Consider the following 14,663-nt stretch of genomic DNA (forward strand, 5'->3'; position numbering starts at 1 on the left):
ACGTCGCCAAGCAACTAAAAACACAAGTCTTTTGACTTGTGTTTTTTTATTTCCCATGAAATAGGTTAGGTTCTGTTAGTAAAAATGATGAAATATAGTAAGGGATTTTTTGAGCAGAAATATTAAGAAATTGATAAATAAATGGATAATCTTCAGAGCCATAGCTTCCAAGTAAGTCATACCACCAATCTGTTTCATACCTAGAAATCATGCTTAAATTATAGAGCAATAAATAATGAACAAGGAGTTCAGGTAATACTGGCTTAGGATTTCTAGGATCAGTCGTAAGTGGTAAATAATAAGTATTAGTAAGATGTTCATAGTATAAAGGAGTACTGTACATAGGATTCCATGATTGAATGGGCGCCGTAAAAAGTAAATTCGATTCATTAGTTTTCTCAGGTACGTGTCGCATTGATAAATGCTTACAAGATGTTTCAATGTAGCGAGAAAATCTCTCTTTAGTCATATGTAATCGATCTAGTAGGTTGACTGAAAAGGAGAGCTCATTTTTAATTGTTGAATCGATTTTATATAAAGTTGATCCTTTTTGACTATAGCGAAACAAATTTTGTAATTCTGGAAGATTTCCCATTAGTTCTAGCATGTTAAATTTTTCTGCTTCTAAGTGTTTCATGTGAAACAGTTGTTCTGCAACATGAGTAAACAATCCGTTTTTTTGTATCTTCACCTCATCTTCTAAAAATTGATACCCTTGTTTTTTTCGTTTGCGAGTTGTAACGCCATGAGCTAAAACAGTAGTGGATTCAGGATAGTTAGGATCAATGGTTAGTAGACATGCTTTAAAAAGTTGACTAATTCCATAAAATAACAACATTGGTTGAATAGAAAATGGAGCTTTCTTATATAATTCATAATAATTTTTCCCGTGTTCTAGGTAATAAATAAAGGGATAACAATTTTCAAAACTTTTTTTTTCGGCATCCTGAATAGAGGATTTTTCATAACAACGGGCAAGATAACGTTGTACATTTTGAGATGAAAAAAAGAAACTTAACTGCTGCCAAGTATAAGATGTTTGATGCATATATTACGCTCCTTTTATTGTCTAAAAATTCTAACATATATATACGTCCTTGACAGTATTTTAACCAATTGATAAGCTACTAATAATAATTTCTGGTATCATAGGGGGAACAATTATGTGGGAATCTAAATTTGTTAAAGAAGGTTTGACTTTTGATGATGTATTACTTGTACCAGCTAGGTCAGATATATTACCAAGAGAAGTAAGTGTTAAAACAGTTTTATCTGAAAGCTTACAGCTAAACATCCCGTTAATTAGTGCAGGAATGGATACAGTAACAGAAGCTGACATGGCTATTGCAATGGCTCGCCAAGGTGGTTTAGGAATTATTCATAAGAATATGTCTATTGAGCAACAAGCAGAGCAAGTTGATAAAGTAAAGCGCTCTGAAAGCGGCGTTATTTCAGATCCTTTCTTCTTAACTCCAGAACATCAAGTATATGATGCAGAACATCTTATGGGAAAATATCGTATCTCAGGTGTACCGGTTGTAAATAATTTAGATGAGCGAAAATTAGTTGGTATTATTACAAACCGTGATATGCGTTTCATCCAAGACTACTCAATCAAAATTTCTGACGTAATGACAAAAGAACAGTTAATTACAGCTCCAGTTGGTACTACACTGGAAGAAGCTGAAAAGATCCTACAAAAGTATAAAATTGAAAAACTCCCTCTTGTTGATAATAACGGTGTATTACAAGGGCTTATTACAATAAAAGATATTGAAAAAGTAATTGAATTTCCAAACTCTGCTAAGGATAAGCAAGGACGCTTATTAGTTGGAGCAGCAGTTGGTGTAACAGCTGATGCTATGCTTCGTATAGATGCATTAGTAAAAGCTAGTGTAGATGCAATTGTACTTGATACAGCCCATGGGCATTCTAAAGGTGTTATTGATAAGGTAAAAGAAGTTCGTGCTAAATATCCATCATTAAATATCATCGCTGGAAATGTTGCTACAGCTGAAGCAACGAAAGCATTAATTGAAGCTGGTGCAAACGTAGTTAAAGTTGGTATTGGACCAGGTTCTATTTGTACAACACGCGTTGTAGCTGGTGTTGGTGTACCACAATTAACAGCAGTTTATGATTGTGCAACCGAAGCTCGTAAACACGGTATTCCAGTTATCGCTGATGGCGGTGTTAAGTACTCTGGTGATATGGTGAAAGCTTTAGCAGCAGGAGCACATGTTGTTATGCTAGGTAGTATGTTTGCTGGTGTTGCCGAAAGTCCTGGAGAAACTGAAATTTACCAAGGTCGTCAATTTAAAGTGTATCGTGGTATGGGTTCTGTCGGTGCGATGGAAAAAGGAAGTAAAGATCGTTACTTCCAAGAAGGAAATAAAAAACTTGTCCCAGAAGGTATCGAAGGACGAGTGCCATATAAAGGACCTTTAGCAGATACAGTTCACCAATTAGTTGGTGGCTTACGTGCGGGTATGGGATATTGCGGGGCACAGGATTTAGAATTCTTACGCGAGAATGCACAATTCATTCGTATGTCAGGTGCTGGCTTACGTGAAAGCCATCCTCATCACGTACAAATTACAAAAGAGGCTCCAAACTACTCATTATAATGTCTTATATACAAATAGACAGAGATTTGATATCTCTGTCTATTTTTTTTTGATTATGTTAGAATAACGGTTATGTGAGTACATAGATATTGGGGGTAACAAAAGTGAAAGGTATGTTTTGCAAAAGATTCATTGCTTTGGTAACAGTGATTACACTAGCTTGTAGCATTTTTATGCCATATAGCAATGCATCAGCTGAAACAGGAGCCGCTTTAAACATTGAAGCAGGTGCGGCAATTTTAGTAGAAGCGAATTCTGGGAAAATTGTATATCAAAAGAATGCAGATGAATTATTATCCATTGCTAGTATGACAAAGATGATGAGTGAATATTTAGTTCATGAAGCAGTGGATAAAGGAAAACTTAAGTGGGACCAGAAAATTAAGGTTTCTGAATATGCATATAAGGTTTCACAAGATGCTTCATTATCAAATGTTGCGTTAGAAAATGGTGGCTCTTATACAGTAAAAGAGTTATATGAGGCAATGGCAATCTTTTCTGCAAATGGTGCAACAATTGCATTAGCAGAAGCAATTGCAGGTAAAGAAGTAGATTTCGTAAAAATGATGAATGATAAATCGAAAGAACTAGGATTGAAAAATTATAAATTTGTCAATTCTACAGGTTTAACGAATAAAGATTTAAAGGGAATGCATCCTGAAGGAACAACAGCGGATGAAGAAAATAAAATGTCTGCAAAGGATGTTGCAACTTTAGCACAACATTTAATTAAAGATTATCCAAAAGTGTTAGATACAGCAAAAATTCCTAAAAAAGAATTCCGTCCAGAAAAAGAGAAGTTTGCAATGTCAAACTGGAACTGGATGTTAAAGGGCTTAGTTAAAGAATATGATGGCGTAGATGGTCTGAAAACAGGCTCAACTCCAGAAGCAGGAGATTGCTTCACTGGTACGGTTGAAAGAAACGGTATGCGTTTTATTTCTGTAGTTATTAAAACAAGTTCTCATACAGCACGTTTTGATGAAACAAAGAAGCTATATGATTATGGATTTGCTAACTTTGAAGTGAAACAAATGTATAAAAAAGGTTCTTCAGTAAAAGGACAAGAAACAGTAAGAGTAGAAAATGCGAAAGATAAAGATGTAGCAGTTCAAACGAAACAAGCTATTTCACTTCCAGTGCCAAAAGGAAGTAAAGATGTTTATAAAACAGAATTAAAAGAATCAAGTAAGGGACAAGAAGCACCTATTAAAAAGGGAGCTGCGCTTGGTCAAATGGTAATTACGCCAAAAGATACAAACGACCCTGGATTTTTAACTGGTAAGTCGTTGCAAGTGGATCTTGTAACAACATCTGAAGTAGAAGAAGCAAACTGGTTTACTCGTGCTATGCGCGGAATTGGTTCATTCTTTAGTGGTATGTGGAATAGTGCTGTTGATACAGTAAAAGGTTGGTTTTAAAAGCTCCTCATGGTAGGGGCTTTTTTTTTATTCCTATTTTTCATACCGACTTTATGAAAAAGTAGTAGACAAGCATCTGATAGTTAGTGGTAGAATGTAAGAGTATTCTTAATTTTCGCCTTTAACGGGGGAAAGCAATTCACCTAGGGGGGTTTTTGTACATGACAAATGTAACAGGGACAGAGCGTGTAAAACGTGGAATGGCAGAAATGCAAAAAGGCGGCGTTATTATGGACGTAATTAACGCTGAACAAGCAAAAATTGCAGAAGAGGCAGGCGCAGTTGCCGTTATGGCATTAGAGCGTGTACCAGCAGACATTCGTGCAGCAGGTGGCGTTTCTCGTATGGCAGACCCAACAATCGTTGAAGAAGTTATGGGTGCAGTGTCAATTCCGGTTATGGCAAAATGCCGTATCGGTCACCTTGTAGAAGCACGTGTATTAGAATCATTAGGGGTAGACTATATCGATGAGAGTGAAGTATTAACTCCTGCTGATGAAGTATACCATTTAAATAAACGTGATTACACAGTTCCATTTGTATGTGGTTGCCGTGATATCGGAGAAGCTGCACGTCGTATTGCAGAAGGTGCATCTATGCTTCGTACAAAAGGTGAACCAGGAACAGGAAACATTGTAGAGGCAGTGCGTCATATGCGCCAAGTCAATGCAGAAATCCGTCAAGTTGCGAGTCTACGTGAAGATGAGTTAATGACATATGCAAAAAATACTGGTGCTCCTTACGAAGTATTACTTGAAATTAAACGTCTTGGTCGCTTACCAGTTGTAAACTTTGCGGCAGGTGGTGTAGCAACACCAGCAGATGCTGCATTAATGATGCAACTTGGTGCTGATGGGGTATTTGTTGGATCTGGTATCTTCAAATCAGAAAACCCAGAGAGATTTGCACGTGCAATCGTTGAAGCAACGACTCATTATGAAGATTACGAACTAATTGCAAGCCTTTCTAAAGGGTTAGGTAATGCAATGAAAGGTATCGAAATTTCAACGTTATTACCAGAACAACGCATGCAAGAGCGTGGATGGTAATTAAAGGAGAACTTTAAAATGGTGAAAATCGGTGTACTAGGTCTTCAAGGTGCAGTTCGTGAACATGTAAAATCAGTTGAAGCAAGTGGTGCCGAAGCTGTTGTTGTAAAGCGTATAGAGCAACTTGAAGAGATTGATGGTCTTATTTTACCAGGCGGTGAAAGTACAACAATGCGCCGTCTTATTGATAAGTATGCTTTCATGGAACCACTTCGCACATTTGCAAAGTCTGGTAAACCAATGTTTGGTACATGTGCAGGGATGATTCTTCTTGCGAAAACACTTATTGGCTATGAAGAAGCACATATTGGTGCTATGGATATTACAGTTGAGCGCAATGCGTTCGGACGCCAAAAGGATAGCTTTGAAGCTGCGCTTTCAATTGAAGGCGTGGGTGAAGACTTCGTTGGTGTATTTATCCGTGCGCCGTATGTTGTAGAAGTAGCTGATAATGTTGAAGTGCTTTCTAAGCATGGTGACCGAATGGTAGCGGTAAGACAAGATCAGTTTTTAGCTGCTTCATTCCATCCGGAATTAACAGATGATCATCGTGTCACAGCATACTTTGTTGAAATGGTAAAAGAAGCGAAAATGAAAAAAGTTGTATAAGTAACTTGCAACTTGTATAAGATTATAGTAAATTGATGGTAACAATTTTATAAAATAAGCGTGTTGATAGGAAATAGTAACAAATGTTGTTTCTTATAGAGAGTCGATGGTTGGTGGAAATCGATAGAAACAGTTTGTGAATCCATCCTGGAATGGAATGTGGAACATCTTTTGGATTAGTAAGCATTCCCGGTGAAGAGCCGTTATTTCTACTTGAGAGGAAAGCGGTAATGCTTTCAACTAGGGTGGCAACGCGGGTTAACTCCCGTCCCTTTATATAGGGACGGGAGTTTTTTGTGTTTTATAAAATAAAAGGAGGAGTATATAATGCTTGATATTAAATTTTTACGTACAAACTTTGAAGAAGTAAAAGCGAAATTACAGCATAGAGGTGAAGATCTAACTGATTTCGGACGTTTTGAAGAACTTGATACGAGAAGAAGAGAATTACTTGTTCAGACAGAAGAATTAAAAAGTAAACGTAATGAAGTGTCTCAACAAATCTCTGTATTAAAGCGCGAAAAGAAAGATGCAGAAGCTCTAATTTTAGAAATGCGTGAGGTTGGAGAAAAAGTAAAGGATTTTGATAACGAACTTCGCACAGTTGAAGAAGACTTAGAAAGATTAATGTTATCTATTCCAAATATCCCTCATAAGTCTGCTCCAGTCGGTGAAACAGAGGATGATAATGTAGTAGCGCGTACTTGGGGAGAAGTGAAAGAATTTACTTTTGAACCAAAACCACATTGGGATCTTGCTACTGATTTAGGAATTTTAGATTTTGAACGCGCTGGGAAAGTAACAGGAAGCCGCTTCGTATTTTACAAAGGTGCTGGTGCAAGATTAGAGCGTGCTTTAATTAGCTTTATGCTTGATCTTCATACTGATGAGCATGGATATGAAGAAGTATTACCTCCATATATGGTAAACCGTGCAAGTATGACAGGAACAGGACAACTTCCAAAGTTTGAAGAAGATGCATTCCGTATTGAAAGTGAAGATTATTTCTTAATTCCAACAGCTGAAGTACCTGTAACGAATATGCATCGTGATGAGATTTTAAATAAAGAGCAATTGCCTATAAGATATGCTGCATTTAGCTCTTGCTTCCGCTCTGAAGCAGGTTCAGCTGGTCGCGATACACGCGGTTTAATTCGCCAGCATCAGTTCAATAAAGTAGAGCTTGTGAAGTTCGTAAAACCAGAAGATTCTTATGAAGAGTTAGAAAAATTAACAAATGATGCAGAACGCGTGTTACAATTATTAGAGTTGCCATATCGCGTTATGAGCATGTGCACAGGCGATTTAGGATTTACAGCAGCGAAGAAATACGATATTGAAGTATGGATTCCAAGCTATGGCACATATCGTGAAATTTCTTCTTGTAGTAATTTTGAAGCTTTCCAAGCGAGACGTGCAAATATCCGTTTCCGCCGTGAGCCAAATGGAAAACCAGAACATGTCCATACATTAAATGGATCTGGTCTTGCAATTGGACGTACGGTTGCAGCTATTTTAGAAAACTACCAACAAGAAGATGGTACAATTATAATTCCAGAAGTTCTTCGCCCTTATATGGGAGGAAAAACAGTTATTAAGTAAATTTAAACATTCATCGGTATGAGTGATTGGTAATTATGAGCGTTGTCAGTACTGTAATGTAGGAAGGGGAAAGTAAAATTTTCCTTTCCTCATAATTTATTTTAGTAGGGTTGACTAACTGTTTTTCTTTTGATATTATATTTGATGTCAATATGGAGGTATACCCAAGTCTGGCTGAAGGGATCGGTCTTGAAAACCGACAGGCGGCGAGAGTCGCGCGGGGGTTCGAATCCCTCTACCTCCTCCAGATATAATTGACAACAGCGCATATAAGTGGAGATTGGAGAACTCGTTACCAACACGTAACGAGTTTTTATTTTAAAACCAATCATAAAGTATGGTGTAAGGTAATTTTGTCCTTATTACACACTCATATTCCGATGATTATCTTCATAGATATGAAAGGAGTCAACATGGATCTTATTATACAAACGTTTCCTTTAGATGGAAAAACTTTATATTATGTACAATGTCCTGTCTGTAAGAACAATAGAATTTTAAACAGTGGTGCAAATGTGTCACGCATTATAAGCGATGATACATTCCGTAAACTTTGTGGTTGCACTTGTGATGTAAAGCAAGCTGAGACAAAAGTAGAGGCACCAAAAAAGGTTGAAAAACCAGCTGTAAAGAAAGAGGCAGCTCCAAAACGTACAGGTAAAGTATTAACGGCAGTAATTAACGGGAAAGAAATGACTGTTAAAGAGATTGCTGAAGCATACGATATTAGTACAAGTACTGTTCGTCAGCGTATTAACGCAGGAAAACCTGAGAGTGAAATTATTGCTCCAACAAAGAAGAAGTAATTTAATAGGAAAACCCGTGCATATGCACGGGTTTTTTATTTTACAAGTTTACGTGTTTGTTTTAAAAAATGGCCAATTTTTTTAATGATTGGTTCGATTGAATCACCATCTTTTAAAATATCGTACTCATTAATATTTAAGCGTAATACAGGACATGAATTAAAGTTGTTAATCCAGTTTTCATAACGTCCATGCATTTCTTTCCAGTACTCAATTGGTGTTTGCTGTTCCATTGGGCGCCCACGTTCTTGAATGCGATCGACAATATCATCGAAAGAACCTTCTAAGTAAATTAATAAGTCTGGATGAGGGAAGTAAGGAGTCATGACCATAGCGTCAAATAAACCTTTGTATGTTTCATAATCAGTTTCCGTCATTGTACCTTTTTCATGATGCATCTTTGCGAAAATTCCAGTGTCTTCGTAAATGGAACGATCTTGAACAAAACCGCCACCATATTCAAAAATTCTTTTTTGTTCCTTAAATCGTTCTGCTAAAAAGTACACTTGTAGGTGGAAGCTCCAGCGAGTGAAGTCCGCATAGAATTTGTCCAAATATGGATTGGAATCTACTTTTTCAAATGATGTGCGATAACCTAAAGCATTAGCTAATGCAGTTGTCATAGTTGATTTACCCACACCTACCGTTCCGGCGATAGTGATTACTGCATCATTGGGTATATCATATTTTTGCCTTAAATTCATTATTATTTCGACTCCTTTAAGAGAGTATTTTGAAGGGCAGATAGGATGACGTTTAAATCATCAGGATTTTTTACAAAATCCATATCGTCTCCATTAAATTTCAATACTGGTATCTCCGGATGATCTTTTCTAAAAGTATCCATTGCTGTTTCATAATCTTTTGTGAGCTGTAGTAAGTAATTTGGATCCATGTTTTTTTCAAATTCTCTTCCGCGCAAGGCGATTCGTTTTTGCAATGTTTCTAGGCTAGCTGTTAAATAAACAATGACATTTGGCACAGGCATATCTTGTGTAAGGATACGATAAATTTGCATGTACTTGTCATATTGAGAGTCTTTTAATGTGCGGGATGCAAAAATTAAATTTTTAAAGATATGGTAATCTGCTACTACTGGTTTCCTTTGATTCAAATACTTTATGTTAATATCTTCTAATTGTTTGTATCTATTACAAAGAAAGAACATCTCTGTTTGAAAACTCCATTCGTCGATGTCTTCATAAAACTTTCCTAAAAAGGGATTTTCATCAACAATCTCTTTTAGTAAGTGGAGTTGCATGTGAGTTGAAATTTCCTTCGCAAGTGAAGTTTTTCCAACACCAATTGGTCCTTCAACCGTGATAAATGGTACTCCGGTCACGCTGTTTCCTCCTTTCAATCAGTGATTTACCGTGACTACTAAAAACACAAAACAGAATTATTGTAGCACAAGAGGGAAGCGAGTGGGTTAATTTGATATAAAAAGTTAGAAAATAGATATATGTATTAATTAAATTTTATTTTGGATGACGATGTTATATTTGCTTTCAATGTAGTTTCCATTATTTTTAAAGCATGTATATTATCTTGGTCGTTGTTAGAGGCGATACAATCCTGTGGTACATACAATTTATAATTTCTCATATGAGCATCATTAGCTGTAAATAGGATGCATATATTCCCGGCAACTCCTGTTAATATTAGATTTTCTATTTTTAAATAACCTAGTAATGAATTTAAAGGTGTTTCATAAAAAGCGGAATAATGTGGTTTAATAAAAATGTAATCATCAGAACTTGGAGCAATCTTATGAATTATATTTTCACTATATTTATTTGTACAATGAGTAATAAGTTGGTCGATATCAGATCTCCAAAGTTGATAATGGTCATTAACGTAAATTATAGGATAGCCGAAGGATTTCATTTTTTTCTTTAATTGTAAAATAGGGTTTGTTATAGTTTCGCATTTTTGAGCTAGAATGGGTCCGTGGGAAAATTGAAAATCATTAATCATATCGATAATGAGCAAGGCGGTATTTTTCATATGTAATCCCTCTCTTTTTCTTTTAGGGTGGATTGAATTTGTAAAAGTTATCCCCTGTGCAGTAAATGGAAATAAGTGTACTTTATTTGTAATGAAAGGACTATGTTATGGAACAAGATCGAGATATTTATTTTATGCAATTAGCGATAGAAGAAGCTAAAAAGGCGGAGGAAATGCAGGAAGTACCAATTGGAGCAGTTATAGTGTTAGATGGTGAGGTAATTAGTGTTGCTCATAATTTAAGGGAAACTGAGCAAAGATCAATAGCTCATGCTGAGTTGCTAGCGATAGATGAGGCGTGTAAAAAATTAGGGACATGGCGTTTAGAAGATGCAACATTGTATGTAACATTAGAACCTTGTCCAATGTGTGCGGGTGGAATTGTTTTATCGCGAGTGAAGCGAGTTGTATATGGTGCAAGTGATCCGAAGGGCGGATGTGCAGGGACATTGATGAATCTTTTAACGGATGAACGATTCAATCATCAATGTGAAGTAGTAACTGGTGTACTTGAGGAAGAATGCGGTACGTTGTTAACAAACTTTTTTAGAGAGCTTCGTAAAAAAAGAAAAGCGATAAAAAAATTGGAGAAAAGCAATGGGAACTAACGTATTTGCATTTTATAAAGAAACAAGTTATACTGATAATGCCTTTAATGAAGGCAACCGAATATTGGTTTTAACTTTGCCGTGCTAAGCGGGGAGGTAGCGGTGCCCTATACTCGCAATCCGCTCTAGCGAGGCCGAATCCCCTCTCGAGGTTATGTTGCTGTAAGGTCTGCCTTAAGTAAGTGGTGTTGACGTTTGGGTCCTGCGCAACGGGACCCCGTGAACCTTGTCAGGTCCGGAAGGAAGCAGCAATAAGCGGGTCTTCTCGTGTGCCGCAGGAGTGCCTGAACCGAGCTAACTGCTTGAGTAACGCTTATGGTACGTAATCGACGGAGGGTGCACGGCAGTTATATATGTATACAAAACTCACCTTAATACAAAGGTGAGTTTTTTGTATAGAAAATAACTTTTGGAATCTATAAACAGAATGGGTTATAATAAATGAGATAATAACCTTTGAGGGAGGCCGTATTTTCGTGTCATACCAAGCGTTATACCGAACATGGAGACCGCAAAAGTTCGAAGATGTAGTCGGTCAAAAGCACGTGACAAAAACGTTGCAAAATGCCCTTCTTCAAGAGAAAGTTTCACATGCTTATTTATTTTCTGGTCCGAGGGGAACAGGAAAAACGACAATTGCAAAAGTATTTGCAAAAGCAATTAACTGTGAACATGCTCCGGTAGCTGAACCTTGTAATGAATGTCCTTCTTGTTTAGGAATTACACAAGGATCCATTTCAGATGTATTAGAAATTGATGCGGCTTCAAATAACGGTGTAGATGAAATTCGAGATATTAGAGATAAAGTAAAATATGCTCCAAGTGCTGTAGAATATAAAGTATACATTATTGATGAAGTTCACATGCTTTCTATGGGTGCATTCAATGCGCTTTTAAAAACCTTAGAAGAGCCGCCAGGACATGTTATCTTTATTTTGGCGACAACAGAACCTCATAAGATCCCGCCTACAATTATTTCGCGTTGTCAGCGTTTTGAATTCCGAAAAATATCAGTGAATGATATTGTTGAGAGATTATCAACAGTCGTGACGAATGAAGGTACGCAAGTGGAAGATGAAGCATTACAAATTGTTGCACGTGCTGCTGAAGGTGGTATGCGTGACGCGCTTAGTCTTATTGATCAGGCTATATCTTATAGTGATGAGATTGTTACGACAGAAGATGTATTGGCGGTAACAGGATCTGTTTCTCAGCAATACTTAGGCAATTTAGTAGAATGCATACGTGAAAATGATGTATCAAGAGCATTACAGATCATAGATGAAATGATGAGTAAAGGGAAGGATCCAGTTCGTTTTATGGAGGATTTCATTTACTATTATCGTGATATGCTTTTATATCAAACTTCACCGCAACTAGAACATATGTTGGAACGAGTAATTGTAGATGATCAATTCCGTAAGTTGAGTGAAGAAATGCAACCGGAAGTGATCTATGAGATTATTCATACCCTTAGTAAGGGACAACAGGAAATGAAGTGGACAAATCATCCGCGTATTTTCTTAGAAGTTGTTATGGTGCAGTTGTGTCAACAGTTTATGATGCAAGCAAACGGTACGGATCGTTTGCAAGCAATTATGAACAGGATGCAGCAATTGGAGAAAGAGTTAGAGCAAGTCAAAAAGAACGGTGTGCCAGCTGGTGTACAACAGGAAGTAAGAGAGACACGTGCAACACCAAAACCCGTACGAACAGGAAGTATGAAGATTCCTATCGGGCGTGTAAATGAAGTATTAAAACAAGCGAAGCGTCAAGATTTAGAACAATTAAAAGCTGTATGGGGTGAGTTGTTAGGAAGACTCAAATCATATAACAAAGTAGCGTTTGCTGTTTTACTAGAAAATAGTGAACCAGTGGCAGCTTCAGATGACACTTACGTTTTAGCATTTCAATATGAGATTCACTGTAAAATGGCGAGCGAAAATCGAGAAGCTATGGATACAGTAGAACAAGCTTTATTTGAATTGCTAAGTAAAAGGTTAAATATGATTGCCATTCCAAAAAGTGAATGGGGTAAAATCCGTGAAGACTTTTTACAACGTGAAGGTGGAGAGTCTGAAGAAAGCCCGGAGAAAAAGGAAGACCCTCTTATAGAAGAGGCAGTGAAATTAGTAGGACAAGAACTCATTGAAATAAAAGAGTAATAATAATTAGGAGGAATTAATTATGATGCGTGGCGGAATGGGAAATATGAATAACATGATGAAACAAATGCAAAAGATGCAAAAAGACATGGCGAAAGCACAAGAAGAGCTTGGTGAAAAAACAGTTGAAGGTACAGCTGGCGGCGGAATGATTACAGTTATTGCAAATGGTCACAAGCAAATTCTTGAAGTGAAGATTAAAGAAGAAGTTGTAGATCCAGAAGATATCGAAATGTTACAAGACTTAGTGTTAGCTGCAACAAATGATGCACTTAAAAAGGCCGATGAGCTATCAAACTCTACAATGGGTAAATTTACAAAAGGCTTAAACTTACCAGGTGGAATGTTCTAGGGGGATATTGATACATGCATTATCCAGAGCCAATATCAAAACTAATCGATAGTTTTATGAAGTTGCCAGGTATCGGACCGAAAACAGCGGTTCGATTGGCATTTTTCGTATTAGATATGAAAGAAGATGATGTGTTAGGTTTTGCGAAAGCACTTGTAAATGCGAAGCGAGATTTAGCGTATTGTTCTGTATGTGGACATATTACTGATCGTGATCCTTGTTATATTTGTAATGATTCGCATCGAGATCAATCAGTTGTTTGTGTCGTGCAAGAACCGAAAGATGTAATCGCGATGGAAAAAATGAAAGAGTATCAAGGTGTATATCATGTGTTACGTGGTGCGATTTCTCCTATGGAGGGAATTGGACCGGAAGACATTAATATCCCGCAACTCTTAAAGCGACTACATGATGAAACGGTACAAGAAGTAATATTAGCAACAAACCCTAATATTGAAGGGGAAGCTACAGCGATGTATATCTCCCGCCTCTTAAAACCTACAGGCATTAAAGTAACTCGTATTGCACATGGTCTGCCAGTTGGTGGAGATTTAGAATATGCAGATGAAGTGACACTATCGAAAGCGTTAGAAGGTCGCAGAGAAGTATAAGAGGAGAAACAAAAATGTTCTTTCAAAAAAAGGGTAAATTGCGTAAAGAGTATGATGATAAGTTAATTGTACTTTTGGAAAAAGTGAAGAATGAGTGGTTACGTCAGAAGAGAATGGTTGAACAAAGTGTAGAACCATCTCAAGATGTCATTTGTTCTTTGAAGATAGCAGAGGCGAAATATTTCTTCTTGTTGAAAGAAGCAAAGCGTCGTCCTGTAAAAATGGAACAATGGTAAAGGGTTCTGCTTTCTAAGCAGGCCTTTTTATTTTATTTGTTAAAATGCTGAGGTGTTGTTTCATTTTGTTTATATGAAAGAGATGTCGCTTATGATAACTGTTCTTTTTTATTGTCTTGTCCCATACAAATAGATGTATAGGTCATTCATAAGGAGGAAAAGATGAATTCTACAATTATTATTGTTGGCATTCTTACTTTAGTGTTTATTTTTCTTGTTTTTGGTGTTGCCTCTAAGCCATTGCGTTTTATAGGTAAGGTGATTTTTCATGTTACTTTAGGCATAGCGTTGCTTTTTATCGTAAATGTTGTAGGGACATATTTTGATTTTCATATCCCGATTAACATGAGTACAGCAGCAATAACGAGTTTATTAGGCCTACCGGGTGTGGCAGCATTAGTGATTATTAAGCTTTATATTATGCCAAGATAAAATTATTTTGGCGTTTTTTTTAAAAGTGTTGACTATTAAATGATTAGTATGGTAAATTAATAAGCGTCGTCAGGAACGAAAGAAAAAAGTTGTTGACAGATTTAACGAGAAATGTTAAATTATAAAAGTCGCTGAAAC

16 protein-coding genes, 1 tRNA gene, 1 other RNA gene and 1 other annotated feature are annotated in these 14,663 nt (G+C 36.8%); of the genes, 14 read left to right on the forward strand and 4 right to left on the reverse strand.

The window, feature by feature from the left end; all coding sequences use genetic code 11:
- Positions 1-46 precede the first annotated feature (46 nt).
- Positions 47-1,048 (reverse strand): YaaC family protein, encoded by a 1,002-nt coding sequence (locus CN409_RS29200; RefSeq protein ID WP_098217964.1) that lies wholly within the window; start codon positions 1,046-1,048, stop codon positions 47-49.
- A 115-nt stretch (positions 1,049-1,163) separates the two neighbouring features.
- Here CN409_RS29200 and guaB point away from each other — a divergent pair, with 115 nt between their 5' ends.
- The 7 genes from guaB to CN409_RS29235 all read left to right on the forward strand — a co-directional run bounded on the left by guaB (position 1,164) and on the right by CN409_RS29235 (position 8,114).
- Entirely contained in the window at positions 1,164-2,627 is a 1,464-nt protein-coding gene (gene guaB, locus CN409_RS29205; protein ID WP_000264089.1) for an IMP dehydrogenase, read from the forward strand.
- 113 nt (positions 2,628-2,740) lie between these two features.
- The gene (dacA, locus tag CN409_RS29210) at positions 2,741-4,048 is read left to right on the forward strand and encodes a D-alanyl-D-alanine carboxypeptidase DacA (protein WP_127057751.1); all 1,308 of its coding nucleotides are present in this window, start codon (positions 2,741-2,743) and stop codon (positions 4,046-4,048) included.
- 161 nt (positions 4,049-4,209) lie between these two features.
- Positions 4,210-5,097, forward strand: coding sequence for a pyridoxal 5'-phosphate synthase lyase subunit PdxS (gene pdxS / locus CN409_RS29215; RefSeq protein WP_000186158.1), 888 nt, complete (start codon positions 4,210-4,212; stop codon positions 5,095-5,097).
- Between the two features lie 18 nt (positions 5,098-5,115).
- Entirely contained in the window at positions 5,116-5,706 is a 591-nt protein-coding gene (gene pdxT, locus CN409_RS29220; RefSeq protein WP_000238785.1) for a pyridoxal 5'-phosphate synthase glutaminase subunit PdxT, read from the forward strand.
- A 54-nt stretch (positions 5,707-5,760) separates the two neighbouring features.
- Positions 5,761-5,982, forward strand: a binding site (T-box leader).
- A gap of 51 nt (positions 5,983-6,033) precedes the next feature.
- Positions 6,034-7,308 carry a serine--tRNA ligase gene (gene serS, locus CN409_RS29225; RefSeq protein WP_097982219.1) on the forward strand — a complete coding sequence of 425 codons (1,275 nt, stop codon included), beginning with the start codon at positions 6,034-6,036 and terminating at the stop codon, positions 7,306-7,308.
- 154 nt (positions 7,309-7,462) lie between these two features.
- A tRNA-Ser gene (locus tag CN409_RS29230) sits at positions 7,463-7,555 on the forward strand.
- 166 nt (positions 7,556-7,721) lie between these two features.
- On the forward strand, positions 7,722-8,114 hold the full coding sequence (locus CN409_RS29235) for a sigma factor-like helix-turn-helix DNA-binding protein (protein ID WP_000364195.1): 393 nt from the start codon (positions 7,722-7,724) through the stop codon (positions 8,112-8,114).
- Positions 8,115-8,149: 35 nt separating this feature from the next.
- Here the strand turns inward: CN409_RS29235 and CN409_RS29240 are convergent, their stop codons facing one another.
- The 3 genes from CN409_RS29240 to CN409_RS29250 form a co-directional block, all read right to left on the reverse strand.
- Positions 8,150-8,818 (reverse strand): deoxynucleoside kinase, encoded by a 669-nt coding sequence (locus tag CN409_RS29240; protein ID WP_001053585.1) that lies wholly within the window; start codon positions 8,816-8,818, stop codon positions 8,150-8,152.
- A 2-nt stretch (positions 8,819-8,820) separates the two neighbouring features.
- Positions 8,821-9,456 carry a deoxynucleoside kinase gene (locus CN409_RS29245; protein ID WP_000148217.1) on the reverse strand — a complete coding sequence of 212 codons (636 nt, stop codon included), beginning with the start codon at positions 9,454-9,456 and terminating at the stop codon, positions 8,821-8,823.
- A gap of 125 nt (positions 9,457-9,581) precedes the next feature.
- Positions 9,582-10,121, reverse strand: a complete 540-nt coding sequence (locus tag CN409_RS29250; RefSeq protein ID WP_000798738.1) for a cysteine hydrolase family protein — start codon at positions 10,119-10,121, stop codon at positions 9,582-9,584.
- Between the two features lie 107 nt (positions 10,122-10,228).
- Between CN409_RS29250 and tadA the strand changes: the two genes are divergently transcribed.
- From tadA to CN409_RS29290, 7 genes are all read left to right on the forward strand, one after another.
- Entirely contained in the window at positions 10,229-10,729 is a 501-nt protein-coding gene (tadA, locus tag CN409_RS29260) for a tRNA adenosine(34) deaminase TadA (RefSeq protein ID WP_000434341.1), read from the forward strand.
- Positions 10,730-10,808: 79 nt separating this feature from the next.
- An RNA gene (gene ffs, locus CN409_RS29265) (signal recognition particle sRNA large type) lies at positions 10,809-11,073 on the forward strand.
- A gap of 132 nt (positions 11,074-11,205) precedes the next feature.
- On the forward strand, positions 11,206-12,894 hold the full coding sequence (gene dnaX / locus CN409_RS29270; RefSeq protein WP_000121560.1) for a DNA polymerase III subunit gamma/tau: 1,689 nt from the start codon (positions 11,206-11,208) through the stop codon (positions 12,892-12,894).
- 25 nt (positions 12,895-12,919) lie between these two features.
- Entirely contained in the window at positions 12,920-13,246 is a 327-nt protein-coding gene (locus CN409_RS29275) for a YbaB/EbfC family nucleoid-associated protein (protein ID WP_014894853.1), read from the forward strand.
- 14 nt (positions 13,247-13,260) lie between these two features.
- Positions 13,261-13,857 (forward strand): recombination protein RecR, encoded by a 597-nt coding sequence (gene recR, locus CN409_RS29280; protein WP_000559169.1) that lies wholly within the window; start codon positions 13,261-13,263, stop codon positions 13,855-13,857.
- Positions 13,858-13,871: 14 nt separating this feature from the next.
- Positions 13,872-14,093 (forward strand): YaaL family protein, encoded by a 222-nt coding sequence (locus CN409_RS29285; RefSeq protein ID WP_000466019.1) that lies wholly within the window; start codon positions 13,872-13,874, stop codon positions 14,091-14,093.
- Between the two features lie 162 nt (positions 14,094-14,255).
- Positions 14,256-14,525, forward strand: a complete 270-nt coding sequence (locus CN409_RS29290; RefSeq protein ID WP_097982220.1) for a pro-sigmaK processing inhibitor BofA family protein — start codon at positions 14,256-14,258, stop codon at positions 14,523-14,525.
- The last annotated feature ends 138 nt before the right edge of the window (positions 14,526-14,663 follow it).

Source organism: Bacillus sp. AFS012607 (assembly GCF_002558005.1).
Lineage (GTDB): Bacteria > Bacillota > Bacilli > Bacillales > Bacillaceae_G > Bacillus_A > Bacillus_A thuringiensis_S.